2 protein-coding genes and 1 pseudogene are annotated in these 18,794 nt (G+C 75.0%); 1 reads left to right on the top strand and 2 read right to left on the bottom strand.

What is annotated here, in order from left to right:
* Window positions 1-3,596 (bottom strand): annotated as a pseudogene (locus ACIGXE_RS34245) (type I polyketide synthase); the annotation flags it as partial.
* Between the two features lie 129 nt (window positions 3,597-3,725).
* Entirely contained in the window at window positions 3,726-18,077 is a 14,352-nt protein-coding gene (locus ACIGXE_RS34240; protein ID WP_399753768.1) for an SDR family NAD(P)-dependent oxidoreductase, read from the bottom strand.
* Window positions 18,078-18,381: 304 nt separating this feature from the next.
* On the opposite strand from ACIGXE_RS34240, the gene ACIGXE_RS34235 reads away from it, so the two are divergent.
* Window positions 18,382-18,786: a YybH family protein gene (locus ACIGXE_RS34235; RefSeq protein WP_399753765.1), complete on the top strand. Its 405-nt coding sequence runs from the start codon at window positions 18,382-18,384 to the stop codon at window positions 18,784-18,786.
* The last annotated feature ends 8 nt before the right edge of the window (window positions 18,787-18,794 follow it).

Raw genomic sequence — 18,794 nt, 5'->3', positions numbered from 1 at the left:
TGGAGGGTGACGCCGGACCAGGAGAAGGGGAGGAGTGCGGGTCGGTCGGTGGTGGTGACGTCGGGGAGGAGGGAGTGGAGGCCGGCGTCGAGGAGTGCGGGGTGGAGGAGGAAGGTGTCGGCCTGGGCGTGTTCGGTGTCGGGGAGGGTGACTTCGGCGTAGATCGTGTGGTCGTCGTGCCAGACGCGGTGCAGGCCCTGGAAGGCGGGGCCGTAGCCGTAGCCGTGGGCGAGGAGCCGCTCGTAGACGTCCTCCAGGTCCGCCTCCTCGGCCCCCTCGGGCGGCCAGACCGACAGGTCCGCGTCCGCCGTCGGGCGGACGTCCTCGTCCTGCGCGAGCAGACCGTCGGCGTGCAGCACCCACGGCTCCTCGCTCTCCGCCTCACCGCCGGGCCGCGAGTACACCGCGATCCCGCGCCGGCCGGAGTCGTCGACGCCGCCGATGACGATCTGGATGCGGATGTCGCCGTGGTCGGGGATGACGAGGGGTGCGGCCAGGGTGAGTTCGTCGACCCGGTGGCAGCCGACCTGGTCCCCGGCCCGCAGGGCGAGTTCGACGAAGGCGGTGCCGGGGAGGAGCGCGGTGTCGTGGAGGCGGTGGTCGGTGAGCCAGGGGTGGGTGCGCAGCGAGAGGCGTCCGGTGAAGACGGTCTCGTCGCGTCCGGCGACGCCGACGGCGGCGCCGAGCAGGGGGTGGTCGGTGGCCATCAGGCCCAGTCCGGAGGCGTCCCCGGCGGTGCTGGGGGCGGCGTCCAGCCAGTAGCGGGTGCGCTGGAACGCGTACGGCGGAAGGTCCACCCGTCGCGCGGACGAACCCACGAACAACGCCCGCCAGCCGACGGGCACACCCCCCACGTACGCCTCGCCCAGCGCGCTCCGGAACTGCTCCAGGCCACCGCGGTTGCGGCGCAGCGTCCCGACCACGGTCGCGTCCGCACCCGCCGCCTCGACGGTCTGCGACAGGCCGAAGGTCAGCACCGGGTGGGCACTGGACTCGACGAACACGTCGAAGCCGTCGGCGAGCAGCGACCGCACGACCGGCTCGAAGGAGACCGGCCGACGGCAGTTCTCGTACCAGTACTCGGCCGTCAGCTCCGGCCCCCGCAGCGTCTCCCCGGTGACCGTGGAGTACACCGGCACGTCACCGGTCCGCGGCCGGACGAACGACAGCAGCTCCAGCAACCGCTCGCGCAGCGGCTCGACCTGGGCGCAGTGCGAGGCGACGGACGCCGGGATCATGCGGGCGCGTACGTCCTTCTCCACCAGCGCGGCCACCAGCCGCTCCAGCGCGTCCCTGTCACCGGCGACCGTGACCAGACTCGGGCTGTTGACGCCCGCGATCGACAGCAGCTCGCCGTACGGCCGGAGCCAGGGCTCGATGTCGGCGGGCGAGAGCGCGACGGACGCCACGCCGCCCTTGCCCAGGAGCTCGTCGGCGAACAGCTGCGAGCGCACGACCACGATGCGGGCCGCGTCGTCCAGCGTGAGCGCGCCGCTGACGCACGCCGCGGCGATCTCGCCCTGGGAGTGCCCGACCACGGCGTCGGGCGTGACCCCGTGCGAGCGCCACAGCTCGGCGAGTGCCACGTGCACCGCGAAGAGCACGGGCTGGACCACCTCGATGAGGTCGATCGACGGCGCGCCCTCCCGGCCGCGGAGCACGGCCTCGACCGACCAGTCGACGTGCGCCTCGACGGCGGCCGCGCACTCGGCGAACCGGGCGGCGAACACGGGCGAGCCGTCGAGGAGTTCGACGGCCATGCCGGCCCACTGCGAGCCCTGTCCGGGGAAGACGAAGACGGTCTTCGACCGCGGCGTGGCGCTGCCGCGCGACACCCCCCGGGCGTCGCGCCCCTCGCTCAGGGCCCGCAGCCTTTCCACCACCGTCTCGCGTTCGTCCTCGGCGCGGGCGACGATCACGGCCCGCTCCTCGAACTCGGTCCGGCCGGTGAGCGAGTAGGCGATGTCGTCGAGGCCGACGTCGGGATTCCGCTCGATGTGCTCCGCCAGCCGCTCGGCCTGACCGGCCAGCGCCGGGCCGGACCTGGCGGACAGCACGAACGGCATCGCCGCCCGAAGGGTGTCGGCGCCGGCACCGAAACCGGCGTCGACGTCGGCGTCGGCGCCCGTGAGCGTGCCCGGCTCGGGGGCGGTGGCGGCGTCCGCGACCGTGCTCGGCCCGGCGTCGGTGACCGCGTCCGGCCCGGCGGCCCGCTCGGCGTCCGGGCCGGTCTCCTCGGCCTGCTCGATGATGACGTGGGCGTTGGTGCCGCCCATGCCGAAGGAGGAGACGGCCGCCCGGCGCGGGCGGTCCTCCAGGGTGGGCCAGGGCCGCTGCTCGGTGAGCAGCTCGACGGCGCCGGAGTCCCAGTCGACGATGGGGGTGGGTTCGTCGACGTGGAGGGTGCGGGGCAGGACGCCGTGGCGCATGGCCTGCACCATCTTGATGACCCCGCCGACGCCGGCGGCGGCCTGGGTGTGCCCGATGTTCGACTTCAGCGAGCCGAGGTAGAGCGGGTGCGGAGTGCCGCGCTTGCGGCCGTAGGTGGCGAGGAGTGCCTGGGCTTCGATGGGGTCGCCGAGGCGGGTGCCGGTGCCGTGTGCTTCGACGGCGTCGATGTCGTCCGTGGTGAGGCCGGCGTTGGCGAGGGCCTGCTGGATGACGCGTTCCTGGGCGGGGCCGCTGGGTGCGGTGAGGCCGTTGGAGGCGCCGTCCTGGTTGATGGCGGATCCTCGCAGGACCGCGAGGACGCGGTGTCCGTTGCGGCGTGCGTCCGAGAGGCGCTCCACGAGGAGCAGACCGACGCCCTCCGACCAGCCCGTACCGTCCGCGCCGGCGCCGAACGCCTTGCAGCGGCCGTCCGCCGACAGGCCCCGCAGCGCGGAGATCTCCACGAACGCGACCGGCGTCGACATCACCGCGACGCCACCGGCCAGCGCCAGGTCGCACTCGCCCGCCCGCAGCGCGGCCACCGCCTGGTGGATCGCGACCAGCGACGACGAGCAGGCCGTGTCCACGCTGACCGCGGGCCCCTCGAAGCCGAAGGTGTACGCCACTCGCCCGACCGCGATGCTGCCCGCGCTGCCGCTGTACAGATAACCCTCCACGCCCTCCATCGGCAGACCGGGCCGGGTCGCGTAGTCGGTGTACATGAGGCCGGAGAACACACCCGTGCGGCTGCCCCGGTACGCGGTGGGGTCGAGCCCCGCGTCCTCCATCGCCTCCCAGGCCGTCTCCAGCAGGAGGCGCTGCTGCGGATCGGCGGCCAGTGCCTCGCGCGGCGACATCCCGAAGAAGGCGGGATCGAACTGGTCGGCGTCGGTCAGGAAACCGCCGCTGCGGGTGTAGGACTTGCCCACCTGCTCGGGATCGGGGTCGTACAGGTTCTCCAGGTCCCAGCCACGGTTGTCGGGGAACTCGCCGATCGCGTCCACGCCGTCGGCGACCAGCCGCCACAGCCCCTCGGGCGAGGCCACCCCGCCGGGGAACCGGCAGGCCATGCCCACGATCGCGATCGGCTCGCGCGACTGCTCCTCGATGTCGCGCAACTTCCGGCGCGCGTCGCGTGCGTCGGCGATGGCACGCTTCAGGTAATCGCGGAGTTCCTTCTCATCGGCCACGTGTCTTCAGCTCCCGGGGTGACGCACCCGCGCTTCCGGCGAGTACGTGCGTCTTACGAATGGGTGTGCGTGTGCGTGTGGGTCCGGCCGCGGCCGGGCCGCGGGTCAGTCGAGGTCGTCGAGGAGCGCGAACAGCTCCTCGTCGCTGGCGGCGTCGAGGTCGCGGTCGTCGGCCCCGGCATCCCGCTCGCCGGGTACCGGGCCGGGCTCCGCGCCGGCCGCGGACAGCAGCTCCCGCAGGGCCGCGACGACCTCCGCCTGCGCGGAGTCGTCCAGGCCGGCGCCGCCGATCACCGACCTGAGCCGGCCGAGTTCGGCGAGCAGCGGCCCGGCCGGCGACAGCTCGTCCGCGAGCTGGTCCAGCAGATGGCCCGCCAGGGCGGCCGGGGTCGGGTGGTCGTAGATCAGGGTCGCGGGCAGCCGCAGCCCGGTCGCGGCGTGCAGCTGGTTGCGCAGTTCCACGGCGGTCAGCGAGTCGAAGCCCAGGTCCTTGAACGCCCGCGCCGCCGCGACGCCGTTGCCGCCGGAGTGTCCGAGGACGTCGGACACCTGGGCCCGCACCAGGTCCGTGAGGGCCTGCTGCTGCTCCTCGCGGGACAGGCCCGCCAGCCGCCGTACCAGCGAGGGACCGCTCGCCGCGGTCTCGGCCACCGCGGCGGTGCGGCGGCGGGTGACGGGCACCAGGCCCCGCAGCAGCGGCTGCGGCTCGGCGGTCTGCCGGCGCAGCGCCGCCGTGTCGAGCCGGCTCGCCGCGAGGACGGCGTCGCCGGTGGCGAACGAACCGTCGAACAGGGCCATGCCGTCGTCGTTGGACAGTGGGACCAGACCCGAGCGCGCCATGCGCTTGAGGTCCACGTCGTCCAGATGACCGCTCAGGTCGCTGCTCTGCGCCCACAGGCCCCAGCCCAGCGAGACGCCGGGGAGGCCGAGGCCCTTGCGGTGTTCGGCGAGGGCGTCGAGGAAGGTGTTGCCGGCCGCGTAGTTGGCCTGGCCGGCCGTGCCCAGGAGCCCCGCGATCGACGAGTACAGCACGAAGGCGTCCAGACCGAGGTCGCGGGTGAGCTCGTGCAGGTACCACGCGGCGTCCACCTTCGGCCGCAGCACTCGCGCCAGCTGCTCGGCCGGCATGGCCGCGAGGACGCCGTCGTCGGTGATGCCGGCGGTGTGGACGACCGCGGTCAGCGGATGCGCCTCGGGCACGTCCGCCACCACGCGGGCCAGAGCGGCCCGGTCCGCGGCGTCGCAGGCGACGACGTCGGCGTGCGCGCCGAGTCCGGCGAGCTCCGCCTGGAGTTCGGCGGCGCCGGGAGCTTCGGGGCCGCGGCGGCTGAGCAGGAGGAGCCGTCGGGCGCCGTGCCGGGTGACGAGGTGGCGGGCCAGCAGCGTGCCGAGGGCGCCGGTGGCGCCGGTGATCAGAACGGTGCCGCGGCTCCAGTCGACGTCCTCCGCCTCGGCCCCCGCGGCAGCGCGGGCGAGGCGGGGGACGAGGACCCGGCCGTCGCGCACCGCGGCCTGCGACTCGTCCAGACCCGCCACGAGGGCGGGCAGGCCGTCGCCGAGGGGCAGCCGGTCGGTGTCGACGACGAGGAAGCGGCCGGGGTTCTCGGTCGCGGCGGAGCGCAGCAGTCCCCACACGCCGGCGTGCACGAGGTCGGTCACGTCGGGGGAGTCCACCGCGACGGCGCGGCGGGTGACCACGACCAGACGCGACCCGGTGAACCGGTCCTCGGCGAGCCACTCCCGCGCCAGCCGCAGGGTGTCCTGGAGCGCCGCCTGTGCCCGTGCCGGCAGCTCCTCGCCCGCGTCGGGACCCGCGCCCGAGCCGGTCACGTCGGTCAGCGGTACGAGGACGTCGCGCGGCATGGCACGGCCCTGGTCGACGGCCTGCGCCAGGGCGGCCAGGTCGGCGAAGACGGGGGCCGTGACGCCCAGGGTGCCCGCCGCCTCCGCGGTGCCGAGCACGGCCCACGCACCCGCGCCGGCCGCGGCGCCGTCCACCGGAGCGGGCACCCACTCCACCCGGAACAGCGCGTCACGCACCACGTCGTCCGCCTGAGGCACGGTCGCCTTGGTGAGGGGGCGCAGGTCGAGGCGTTCGACGGTGGCGACGGGTTGTCCGGTGGGGTCGGTGATGTCGAGGCGGACGGATTCTTGTGTGGTGGTGGTGAGGCGGATGCGGAGGTGGGTGGCGCCGGTGGCGTGGAGGGTGACGCCGGACCAGGAGAAGGGGAGGAGTGCGGGTCGGTCGGTGGTGGTGACGTCGGGGAGGAGGGAGTGGAGGCCGGCGTCGAGGAGGGCGGGGTGGAGGAGGAAGGTGTCGGCCTGGGCGTGTTCGGTGTCGGGCAGGGTGACTTCGGCGTAGATCGTGTGGTCGTCGTGCCAGACGCGGTGCAGGCCCTGGAAGGCGGGGCCGTAGCCGTAGCCGTGGGCGAGGAGCCGCTCGTAGACGTTTTCCAGGTCCGCTTCCTCGGCGCCGGCCGCGGGCCACACGGAGAGATCCCCGTCGGCCACCGCGGGGGCGTCCTCCGCGGCCGCCGTCAGCGAACCGGTGGCGTGCAGCACCCAGTCGCCCTCGTCGTCGCCACCGGCGGGACGGGCATGCAGCGTGAAGCGGCGCGAACCGTTCTCGTCGGCGCCCTCCACCACCACCTGAATGAGCGTGTCGCCGTGGTCGGGGATGACGAGGGGTGCGGCCAGGGTGAGTTCGTCGACCCGGTGGCAGCCGACCTGGTCGCCGGCGCGCAGGGCGAGTTCGACGAAGGCGGTGCCGGGGAGGAGCGCGGTGTCGTGGAGGCGGTGGTCGGTGAGCCAGGGGTGGGTGCGCAGCGAGAGGCGTCCGGTGAAGACGGTCTCGTCACGTCCGGCGACGCCGACGGCGGCGCCGAGCAGGGGGTGGTCGGTGGCCGTCAGACCCAGCCCGGAGGCGTCCCCGGCGGTGCTGGGGGCGGCATCGAGCCAGTAGCGGGTGCGCTGGAACGCGTACGGGGGAAGGTCCACCCGTCGCGCGGACGAACCCGCGAAGAACGCTCCCCAGTCCAGCGCGCCGCCCCGCAGGTGCAGCAGCGTCATCGCCGACATCACCGTCTCGGACTCCGGGCGGCCGCCGCGCAGCAGCGGTGCGACGGCGCCCGGCTCCTCGGCCAGGCACTCCTGGACCAGTGCGGTGAGCACGCCGTCCGGGCCGAGCTCGACGAAGTCGGTCACGCCCTCCGCCTCCAGGAACGCCACACCGTCGTGGAAGCGGACCGCCTCACGGATGTGACGGGCCCAGTAGTCCGGCGAGCGGAGCTGCTCCTCGGTGGCGAGCGTGCCGGTCACGTTGGAGACGACCGGAATGCGCGGCGCGTGGAAGGTGAGACCGGCGACGGTACGCCGGAACTCGTCCAGGACCTCGTCCATGCGGGGCGAGTGGAACGCGTGGCTGACCGGCAGCCGTCGCGTCTTGCGGCCACGCTCGCGCCACAGGGCGGCGACCTGGTCGACGGCGTCCTCGTCGCCCGAGACGACCGTGGACTCCGGCCCGTTGAGGGCCGCGATCACGACCGTCTCGCCGCGGCCTGCCAGGGACTCGCGTACCTCCTGCTCGCCCGCCCGGATCGCGGCCATCGCGCCGCCGGGTCGCGCGGACTGCATCAGCCGTCCACGCGTGGCGACCAGGACACATGCCTCCGCCAGAGACAGGACGCCGGCCAGGTGCGCCGCCGTGACCTCGCCGATCGAGTGGCCGAGCAGGTAGTCGGGGGTGAGACCGTGGTGCTCCAGGAGCCGGAACAGCGCGACCTCGAGCGCGAACAGCGAGGCCTGGGTGTAGCCGGTCCGGTGGATCAGGTCCGCGTCGGCGGACTCCGGCGCCGCGAACAGCACCTCCTTCAGCGGCCGGTCGAGCAGCGGATCCAGGTGTGCGCACACCGCGTCGAACGCCGCGGCGAACACCGGGGAGGCGGCGTGCAGTTCACGGCCGGCCCCCAGGCGCTGGCTGCCCTGCCCGGTCAGCAGGAACGCCGTCCTGCCCGCCGGTGAACCGGCGGCCCGCACCACGGCCGGCGACGTGCCGCCGTCGGCCAGCGCCCGCAGCCCGTCCAGCAGCCCGGCCCGGCCGGAGCCGACGACCGCGGCCCGCTGGTCCAGCAGCCCCCGGCTCGTGACCAGCGACAGGGCGACGTCGGCGGGGTCGAGGGCGGGACGCTCGGTCAGGTACGTGTGCAGCCGGGCGGCCTGGGCGCGCAGGGACTCCTCGTCCCGCGCCGACACCACCCACGGCACCGCGCCGCCGGACGGGGCGTGGTCGGCGCGGCCGTCGGACGCGGGGGCGTCGGACGGGACGCCGTCGGACGCGGGGCCGTCGGACGCGGCGCCCTGTTCCGTCGGGGTCGGCTCGGTCGTGACCGGCCCGGCCGCGGTCGCTTCGGTCGGAGTCGCTTCGGTCGGGTTCGCTTCGGTGGGGGTCTGTCCCGTCTCGATCGCCGCGGTGGGGGTCTGTCCCGTCGGGATCGCCGCGGTCAGGGTCCGTCCCGTCGGGATCGCCTCGGTCAGGGCCGGTTCCGCCGGGGGCTGCTCGATGATCACGTGGGCGTTGGTGCCGCTGATGCCGAACGAGGACACCCCCGCCCGGCGGGGCCGGCCGGCCGTCTCGGGCCACGGGCGCTGCTCGGTGAGCAGCTCGACGTCGCCGGCCGTCCAGTCCACATGCGGGGTCGGCTCGTCGACATGGAGCGTCCTGGGCAGTACGCCGTGCCGCATCGCCTCGATCATCTTGATCACACCGCCCACACCGGCCGCCGCCTGCGCGTGACCGATGTTGGACTTCAGCGAGCCGATCCACAGCGGGCGGTCCTTCGCGCGGCCCTGCCCGTACGTGGCGAGCAGCGCCTGGGCCTCGATCGGGTCGCCCAGCGGCGTACCCGTGCCGTGCGCCTCGACGGCGTCCACGTCGGCGGGCGACAGGCCGGCGCCGGCCAGCGCCTGCTGGATGACGCGTTCCTGCGAGGGCCCGTTGGGAGCCGTCAGCCCGTTGCTGGCGCCGTCCTGGTTGACGGCGGAGCCGCGCACCACGGCGAGGACGCGGTGGCCGTTGCGCCGGGCGTCGGACAGCCGCTCCAGGAGCAGCAGGCCGGCGCCCTCCGACCAGGCGGTGCCCGCCGCCGACGCCGCGAACGAGCGGCAGCGCCCGTCGGCGGCGAGGCCGCGCTGGCGGGAGAACTCCACGAAGGTCCCCGGCCCCGACATGACGGTCACGCCGCCGGCCAGCGCCAGATCGCACTCGCCCTGTCGCAGGGAGCCGGCCGCGAGGTGCAGGGAGACGAGCGACGACGAGCACGCGGTGTCGACCGTGACCGCCGGGCCCTCCAGGCCGTACGTGTAGGCGAGGCGGCCCGAGACGACGCTGGACAGGTTGCCCGCCAGCAGGAATCCCTCGAACTCCTGGGGCGCCTTCGCCAGTCGTGAGGCGTAGTCGTCGTACATGGCACCGGTGAACACGCCGGTACGGCTGCCCCTGAGCGTGGCCGGGTCGATGCCCGCGCTCTCCAGGGTCTGCCAGGCGGTCTCCAGAAGCAGCCGCTGCTGCGGGTCCGTCGCCGTCGCCTCACGCGGCGACATGCCGAAGAAGGCGGCGTCGAACTCGTCGGCGTCGTGCAGGAATCCGCCGTGCCGGGTGTACGAGGTGCCCGGCCGCTCGGGATCGGGGTCGTACAGGTTCTCCAGGTCCCAGCCGCGGTTAGCGGGGAACTCGCTGATCGCGTCGACTCCGTCGGCGACCAGCCGCCACAGGTCCTCGGGGGTGGCCACCCCGCCGGGGAACCGGCAGGCCATGCCCACGATCGCGATCGGTTCGTCGGCGGCCGCGCGGGCCACCGGCGCCGGGGCCGTGGCCGCGGGGGTGCCCGAGACCTGCCGGTACAGGAAGGCGCCGAGCGCCGTGGCGGAGGGGTGGTCGAAGACGGCCGTGGCGGGCAGCCTGAGCCCGCTGCGGGCGGCGAGCCGGTTGCGCAGCTCCACGCCGCCCAGCGAGTCCAGGCCCAGTTCCTTGAAGGCCCGGCCGGGGGCGATGGCGCCGGCGTCGGTGTGGCCGAGGACCGAGGCGAGGACGTCCCGGACCAGGTCCACGGCGGCCGCCTGCCGGGCCTCTTCGGCGAGCGACGCGACGGACTCCGCCCACGACGGACCGCTCGACGTCCGGGGGCCGCCGGACGCGGCCCGCCGGGTCCTCGGCGGCAGCAGCCCGCGCAGCAGGGCTGGGGGCTCGTCGGGCAGGGTGCGGTAGCGGCTCAGGTCCAGGGCCGTCGGCACCAGCAGCGGCTCCCCGTCGGTGGCCAGGGCGGCGTCGAACAGCGCGAGACCCTGCGCCGGGGTCAGCGGCACGGAGCCGGAGCGGGTCCAGCGGGCGCGTCCGGCCTCGTCGAGCGTGGCGCCCATGCCGTGCGTGCCGTCCCACAGCCCCCAGGCCAGGGAGGTGGCGGGCAGCCCGGCCGCGGCGCGGTGGGCGGCGAGCGCGTCGAGGTAGGTGTTGGCGGCGGCGTAGTTGGCCTGCCCGGCCGAGCCGGTGAGGCCGGAGACGGAGGAGAACAGGACGAACGCGGCGAGGCCGGCGTCACGCGTCAGCTCGTGCAGGTTCCAGGCGGCGTCCGCCTTGGGACGCAGCACCGCGTCGAGGCGGGCGGCGTCGAGCGACTCGACGGTCGCGTCGTCGAGGACACCGGCCGTGTGCACGACGGCGGTCAGCGGATGCGCCGCGGGGACGCCGTCGAGTACGGCCGCCAGGGCGGCGCGGTCGGCGGCGTCGGCGGCCGCCACGGTGACGTCCGCGCCGAGTCCGGCGAGCTCCGCCACCAGTTCCCGCGCCCCGTCGGCGGCGGCGCCGCGCCGGCTGACCAGGAGCAGACGGCGCACGCCGTGCTCGGTGACCAGGTGCCGGGCGAACAGCCCGCCGAGGCCTCCGGTCCCGCCGGTGATCAGCACGGTGCCCTCGGGGTCCCAGCGGGGGGCGGCCGGTCCACCGCCGGTACCGCCGGTGGCTTCGGTGGCTTCGGTGGCTTCCGTGGCTTCTGTGGCTTCGGCGGCCCGGGCGTTCTCGGCGGCCTGGGCGGCCTGGGCGGACTGGGCGTTCTCGGCGGCCTGGGCGGACTGGGCGTTCTCGGCGGCTTCGGTGTCCACTCGCTCCGCCGTCCTCGTGCGGGCCAGCCGCGGTACGCGCAGCTTTCCGCTCCGTACGGCGAGCTGCGGCTCGCCGGTGGCGAGCGCGGCGGGCAGCAGACCGGGCGCGTGGTCCGGGTCGTCGACGTCGATCAGCACGATGCGGCCCGGGTGTTCGCTCTGCACGGACCGGACGAGGCCCCACACCGGTGCGGCCGCCAGGTCCGTCACGTCGCCGCCGAGCACCGAGACGGCGCCCCGGGTGACGACCGCCAGCCGGGAGTCGGCCGGCCGCTCGTCGTCGGACAGCCACCGCTGGACGAGCTCCAGCGCCTGCCGCGCCACGGCATGGGCGGTCTCCGGTCCACCGGCCCCGCCGTCCGCGCGCTCGCCGTCGCCGTCGCCGATCGTGACGACGGCGACGTCGTGGTCGCCGGCCGGGACCGGCGCGTCCAGGCTCGCCGGGGCGAGCCGTAACGCCGCGGCCTCGGGCACGGCGACCTCGGGCCACGTCACGTGGAACAGCCCGTGGGCGCCGGTGTCGTCGGTCCGGCGCAGCTTCTCCTTGGGAGCCGGACGGAGCACCAGCTCCGCCACGCTCGCCACCGGCGCCCCCGAGGCGTCGCTCGCGGTCAGCGCGTACGTGCCCGGGCCGAGCGGGCGGATGCGGGCGCGCAGCATCGTGGCGGCCGTGGCGTGCACGGCGGCCGAGTGGAAGGAGAACGGCAGCAGGATGGCGTCCGCGGACCCCGCGGCCTCGCCGTCGCCGGTGGCGGCGTCGAGGACGAGCGGATGCAGGACGGCGTCCAGGAGCGCGGGATGCAGGAGGAACCGGGCGGCGGCCTCGTGGTGTTCGCCGTCGAGCCGGACCTCGGCGAGCACGTCGTCGCCGTCCCGCCACAGCGCGGTCACCGCCCGGAACGCGGGCCCGTACCCGTAACCCAGCGCGTCCAGCCGCTCGTACACGCCCTCGGTCGGCAGCGGGACCGCGCCCGACGGCGGCCACGCGGTGGGCGCGCCGTCCACGGCCGCGGCCTCGACGGGGGAGGCGGTGAGCGTCCCGGAGGCGTGCCGGACCCACCCGGCGCCCTCGTCCCCGGCGTCCGGCCGGGAGTGGACGGAGAAGGTGGTACGGCCGGCCGGGTCCGTGGCGCCGAGCACGACCTGGACGCGCCTGGCCCGGTCCTCGGCCAGCGGGAGCGGTGCCTCCACGGTGAGTTCCTCGATGCCTCCGGCACCGAGGTGGTCGCCCGCGGCGACCGCCAGCTCCACGAAACCGGTGGCGGGGAACAGCACGGTGCCCTCGATGGCGTGGTCGGCCAGCCACGGATGGGCCGGCAGCGACAGCAGGCCGGTGAACACCGTCTCCTCCCGCTCGGCGACCTCCACGACCGAGGTCAGCAGCGGGTGCCCGAGCGGGGAGAGGCCGAGGCTCCGGGCGTCGGTCCTCGGCTCCGGGGCCAGCCAGAAACGACGGCGCCGGAACGCGTACGTCGGCAGGTCCACCGGCCGGCCGGCGCCCGGGAAGAACGCCGCCCAGTCCACCTCGGCACCCGCGGCATGGGCGCCGGCGACACCGGTGAGGTACGCGTCGGGCTCGGCGCGCCCGGCCCGCAGCAGCGGTACGGCGGTGGCCGCCCCGTCCAGGGCACCGGCCACCAGCGGGGTGAGCACGGCGTCGGGACCCACCTCGACGAAGACGGTCGCCCCGCGCTCCCGCAGGCAGCGCACCGCGTCGGCGAAGCGGACGGTCTGCCGGATCTGCTGCGCCCAGTAGTCGGGCGAGGTCAGCTCCCGGTCGGCGGCGAGCTCGCCGGTGACGGACGACACCAGCGGGATGACGGGCGGAGCGAACGTCAGGTTCTCGGCGACCTCGCGGAACGCGGCCACCGCCCCGTCCATGTGCGGCGAGTGGAAGGCGTGGCTGACCTGCAGCCGTCGCGTCTTGTGACCCCGCTCCCGCCACAGCGACGCCACCTCCTCGGCGGCGTCCTCGTCGCCGGAGACGACCACCGCGCGCGGACCGTTGACGGCGGCGAGCGTGACCCGGCCCTCGTACGGCGCCAGCGACCCGGCGATCTCCTCCTCCGTGCCCTCGATCGCGATCATCGCCCCACCGGTGCGCGCCGCCTGCATCAGGCGGCCCCGGGCGGCGACGAGCGCGGCGGCGTCCGACAGCGACAGCACACCGGCGACGTGTGCGGCGGCGAGCTCGCCGACCGAGTGCCCGGCCAGCAGGTCGGGGACGAGGCCGTGGTGCTCGACGAGCCGGTACAGCGCCACCTCCAGGGCGAACAGCGCCGGCTGGGTGTACCGGGTCTCGTGCAGCAGGTCGGCCTCGTCGGTGCCGTCCTCGGCGAACACGATCTCGCGCAGCGGGCGTTCGAGGTGCGCGTCCAGCGCCGCGAACACCCGGTCCAGCGCGTCCGCGAACACCGGGTACGCGCGGTACAGCTCACGGCCCATGCCCAGGCGCTGGGCGCCCTGGCCGGTGAACACGAACGCGGACCTGCCCGCCGCGGACGCGTCGCCGGTCACCACCTGCGGCGCGAGCCGGTGCGAGGCGAGGGCGTCGAGGCCGGCCAGGAAGTCGTCCATGCCCCGGCCGACGACCACCGCGCGGCGCTCGAACCGCGTCCGGTGGGTGAGGGCGCGGCCGACGTCCGCCGGTTCCGCCTCGCCCGTCTCCGCGGCGAACGCGCGCAGCCGGGCCGCCTGGGCGCGCAGGGCGTCCTCGTCGGGCGCGGACACCACCCACGGCACGGGGGTGCCCAGCGACGTGTCCGTCACGTCCGCCGTGGCCGTCGTCCCGGCCGTGTCCGTCACGTCCGCCGTGGCCGTCGTCCCGGCCGTGTCCGTCACGTCCTTCGCGTCCACCGCCGCCGTCGAGGACGCCGTCGGCAGCGCGGGCCGGAGCGGCTCGTCCGGACCGGTGGGCCCGGCCTGCTCGATGACCACGTGCGCGTTGGTGCCGCTGATGCCGAAGGACGACACCGCCGCACGACGGGGCCGGCCCGTCTCGGGCCACGGCCGCTCCCGGTCGAGCAGCCGCACCGCGCCCGAGCTCCAGTCCACGTGCGGGGTGGGGACCTCGGCGTGAAGCGTCCGCGGCAGCACCCCGTGGCGCATGGCCTGCACCATCTTCATCACGCCGCCGATGCCCGCGGCGGCCTGGGTGTGTCCGATGTTGGACTTCAACGAGCCCAGGTAGAGCGGCTCCTCCCGGTCCCGCCCGTACGTGGCGAGGATGGCCTCGGCCTCGATCGGGTCTCCCAGACGCGTGCCGGTCCCGTGCGCCTCCACCGCGTCGACCTCGGTCGCGGACAGGCCGGCGTCGGCCAGCGCCTGCCGGATGACACGCTGCTGGGAGGGGCCGTTGGGGGCGGTGAGACCGTTGGAGGCGCCGTCCTGGTTGACGGCCGTGCCACGGATCACCGCCAGCACCCGGTGCCCGTTGCGCACCGCGTCCGACAGCCGCTCCACCAGCACCAGGCCGACGCCCTCCGCCCACGAGGTGCCGTCCGCGTCGGCCGAGAACGCTTTGCTGCGGCCGTCGGCCGCGAGGCCGCGCTGCCGCGAGAACTCCACGAACATGCCCGGCGCCGACATCACGCTCGCCCCGCCGGCCAGCGCCAGCGTCGACTCGCCGGACCGCAGCGAACGCACCGCCATGTGCAGGGCGACCAGCGAGGAGGAGCAGGCGGTGTCGACCGTGACCGCGGGGCCGGTCAGCGCCAGCTGGTAGGCGATCCGCCCGGACATCACACTGGGCGTGGTGCCGGTCAGCACGTGGCCCTCGACGCTCTGCGGAGCGTCGGCCATGCGCGGCCCGTAGTCGCCGGCCGTCGCGCCGACGAACACGCCCGTACGGCTGCCGCCCAGCGACCGCGGGTCGATGCCGGCCCGCTCCACCGCCTCCCACGCGGTCTCGAGCAGCAGCCGCTGCTGCGGGTCCATCGACAGCGCCTCGCGCGGCGAGATGCCGAAGAAGTCCGCGTCGAACTCCGCGGCCTCGTGCAGGAATCCGCCCTCGCGCACGGCGCTCTTGCCCGAGCGCTCGGGATCGCCGTCGTACAGGTCGGTGTCCCAGCCCCGGTCCGTGGGGAAGCCGGATATCGCGTCACGGCCCTCGCTCACCAGCCGCCACAGGTCCTCGGGCGAGAACACCCCGCCCGGGTAGCGGGCGGCCATCCCGATGATCGCGACGGGCTCGTCCGACGCCGTGACGCTCACGTCCTCCGCCCGCGCCGCCGGCCCGGACTCCGCCAGCCGCGCGCGCAGGTGGTCGACGAGCGCGGCGGGCGTCGGATGGTCGAACAGCAGACCGCTGGAGAGCGAGAGGCCCGTCGCCGCACCGAGGGCGTCCCGCAGTTCCACGGCCATCAGGGAGTCGAAGCCCAGGTCCTTGAACGCGGCCCGGAAGTCGACCCGGCGGCCCGGCGCGTACTCCAGGACCGCGGCCACGTGGGCCGCCACCAGGTCGTCGACGTCGAGGCCGGACCCGCCGGCCGGAGCGGGCGCACCGGCCGCGCGCGGCGCGGCGCCGTCGCGGTCGGCCGCACCGGACGCGAGCGCCGCCGGGACGCCGCGCAGGGTGTGGTCGATCCAGTGCCGCTCACGCTGGAACGGATAGGTGGGCAGGTGCGTGCGCCCGCCCCCGCCGGCCGCGTCGTACACCGCCGGCCAGTCCACCGCCGTACCGCGGACGTACGCCGCCGACAGCGCGGCGAGCGCGGTGCGCACCTCGTCCCGGCCGGCCCGCAGCAGCGACACGGCGCTCACCGCGCCCGGGTCGAGCACGGAGGCGGCCGCCATCGCCGAGCAGACCCCGTCCGGCCCGAGTTCGAGGAAGGTGGTGACCCCCTCGGCCTCCATGGCGCGGGCCGCGTCGAGGAAGCGGACCGGCTCGCGGACCTGGTCCACCCAGTACTCCGGCGAGGACCACTCGTCGGTGACCGGACGGCCGGTGACGGTGGAGACCACCGTCAAGCTCGGGGCACGGAAGGTGAGTTCGCGCAGCACCTCCCGGAACGCGTCCCGCATGGGCTCCATCAGCGGCGAATGGAAGGGGTGGCTGACGTCGAGCCGCTTCGTCCTGCGGCCCTCCCGCGCCGCCTCGCCGGCGACCGCGCGGACGGCCTCCTCCTCACCTGCCACGACCACCGCGCGCGGTCCGTTCACCGCGGCCACGCCGACCCGCTCCCGGTGTCCGTCCAGGAGCGGCTCGACCTCCTCCGGCGACGCCTCGACGGCGACCATCGCGCCGCCGGCGGGCAGCGCCGCCATGAGCCGGCCGCGCGCCGCGACCAGACGCGCCGCGTCGGGCAGCGACAGCACCCCGGCCACATGGGCGGCCGCGACCTCCCCGATCGAATGCCCGGCCAGGACGTCGGCCCGCACGCCGAACGACTCCACCAGCCGGTACAGCGCCACCTCGACCGCGAACAGCGCCGGCTGGGTGCGGTCGGTCCGCTCCAGCCCCTCGCCCGAGGCGATGACCTCGCCCAGCGGCACGTCCAGGAGCGGGTCGAGGTGACGGCACACCTCGTCGAAGGCCTCCCGGAACGCCGGGAACGCCTCGTAGAGCTCCCGGCCCATCCCGGTGCGCTGCGCTCCCTGCCCGGTGAACAGCAGGCCCAGCTTCCCGGGCCGCGCCTCACCGGACACCACGCCGGCCGCGGGCGTCCCCCCGGCCAGCGCGTCCAGGCCCGCGAGCAGCTCCTCGCGGCCCGCGCCCAGGACGACGGCGCGGTGCTCGAACGCGGTGCGCGTCGCGGCCAGGGACCAGCCGACGTCCGCCGGGCGGGCGGCGTCGGCGGCCGCGGCGAACGTACGCAGCTGCCGCGCCTGGGCGCGCAGCGCGGCCGGGGAGCGCCCCGACAGCACCCAGGGGAGCACCGGGTGCGCGGAGCCGTCCCGCACCCGGCCCGGCCCGGTGTCCTCACCGGCGCCGGCCCACTCGCCCAGGACGACATGGCAGTTGGTGCCGCCCATGCCGAACGAGCTCACACCGGCGACCAGCGGCCGCTCCGGCCGCGGCCAGCCGGTCAGCTCCCGCTGCACGGCGAGACCGAGGCGCTCCAGGGGGATGAGCGGATGCGGCGACTCGAAGTTGAGGGAGGGCGGCAGCTGGCGGTGCCGCATGCTCAGCAGCACCTTGAGCAGTCCGACGATGCCCGCCGCGCCTTCGAGATGCCCGATGTTGGTCTTCACCGATCCGACCCGCACCGCCGCATCGGCGTCCACCTGCCCGGCGTCCACCTCCCCGGTGCTCTCCGCCCCGGCGCCCGCCGCCTCGTCGCGCCCGGCGGCGTCCCGTCCTCCGGCGGCGAGCGCGGCGCCCAGAGCGGCGGCCTCGGTCGGATCGCCCACCGGCGTGCCCGTGCCGTGCAGTTCGACGTACTGCAGCTCCCCGGCCGTGACGCCGGCCCGCTCCCACGCCGCGCGCAGCACCCGCTCCTGGGCGTGGGCACTCGGCACCGTCAGGCCGGGGGTGGCGCCGTCGTTGTTGACGGCGCTGCCCCGGATGACCCCGTACACGCGGTCGCCGTCCGCGAGCGCCCTCCGCAGCGGCTTGAGGATCAGCACGGCACCGCCCTCACCGGGCACGAAGCCGTTGGCGCGGGCGTCGAAGGTGTAGCTGCGCCCGTCGGGGGACAGGGCGCCGAACCGCTCCTCCGTGAGGGCGTTCTCGGTGAGGATGTTCAGGTTCACACCCGCGGCGATCGCGGTCTCCGACTCGCCCGACCGCAGACTCTCGCAGGCCAGGTGCACGGCCACCAGCGAAGAGGACTGCGCGGCGTCCACGGTCAGGCTGGGGCCGCGCAGACCCAGGTGGTACGAGACCCGGTTGGCGATCACGCCCCGGTTCAGACCGGTCATGGTGTGCTGGGTGACGGCCGCGGCACCGTGCTGGTACAGCAGGGCGGCGTAGTCGTCGCGCAGCGAGCCGACGAACATCGCGGTGCTGCTGTCCCTGAGACGCTCGGGCAGCACGCCCGCGTCCTCGAGCGCCTCCCATACCAGTTCGAGCACCAGCCGCTGCTGCGGGTCCATGGTGGCGGCCTCCCGCGGCGAGACACCGAAGAAGGCGGCGTCGAACGCGTCGACCGCGTCGATGAACCCACCCCGCCGGCCGGCCCGTTCCGCCTCGGACAGCCCTTCCCAGCGGCCTTCGGGAATCGCGGTCACACCACTGGAACCGCTGCGCAGCAACTCCCAGAAATCAGCGGTGCTGTTCGCCTTCGGGAGTCGGCAGGACATTCCGACAACAGCGATTTCTTCAACCCGCTCGTCGATTTCCACGGAGTCGCGTTCGCCTGCCATCACGATCGGCTGCCCCTTCATTTCTGACCCCATCGGGCCCCGTTGTCCGCACGGCTGTCGAATTCGCCCGTCGCGTGCAATCCATGTGTCGGGCAGTCATGTTAGGGAGATTCCGCACTGGCTCTTCAGCGGCCGGTAACGGCCGGGCAACCCGCCGTCTCGGGCAGGCCACGACCAGGGGATTACCGGACGGTTCGCGGATGGTTCGCGGGCGGTTCCGGTGCTGCGCATAACGTGCTCAGCGGTCGCCGCCGGCAGGCCGCGCGACATCCGTACAGGCCCCAGCTCCCGGAGGTTTTCCCGCATGACCGAGACCACGCACACGACCGTCCACGCCGGTGGGGTGGCCGAGCACCTCGAGAACTTCGTGCGCACCTTCAATTCCGGTGACTTCGACGCGACGAACGCGCTCTACGCGGAGGACGCCATCTCCGTGTGGGAGCCGGGAAATCCGCTCAGCGGGCAGGACCGTAAGGACGCGCTCGAGCAGTTCATCGCGATCCGGCCGGTGCTGAACGCGAAGATCCGCGAATCGTACGTGACGGCCGACACCGCCCTGCTCATCACCGACTGGACCCTCGACGTCCCCAACGAGGACGGCGGCGTGGACCACCTGGAGGGCATCGGCACCGACGTCATGCGGCGCGACCCCGCCGGCAAGTGGCGCTACGTCGTGGACGAGCCCTTCGGCGACCCCCGCAACAAGTAACGCGACGC

Origin of the sequence: Streptomyces sp. NPDC053431, from assembly GCF_044544925.1 — a bacterium.
Classification (GTDB): domain Bacteria; phylum Actinomycetota; class Actinomycetes; order Streptomycetales; family Streptomycetaceae; genus Streptomyces.
The sequence above is the reverse complement of the archived record's forward strand: the minus strand, read 5'-3'. Positions and strand labels throughout refer to the sequence as shown.

Excerpts from the sequence above, each read along its gene's own strand:
- ACIGXE_RS34240 (WP_399753768.1), bottom strand. The coding sequence starts at position 18,077 with ATGGCAGGCGAACGCGACTCCGTGGAAATCGACGAGCGGGTTGAAGAA.
- ACIGXE_RS34235 (WP_399753765.1), top strand. The coding sequence starts at position 18,382 with ATGACCGAGACCACGCACACGACCGTCCACGCCGGTGGGGTGGCCGAG.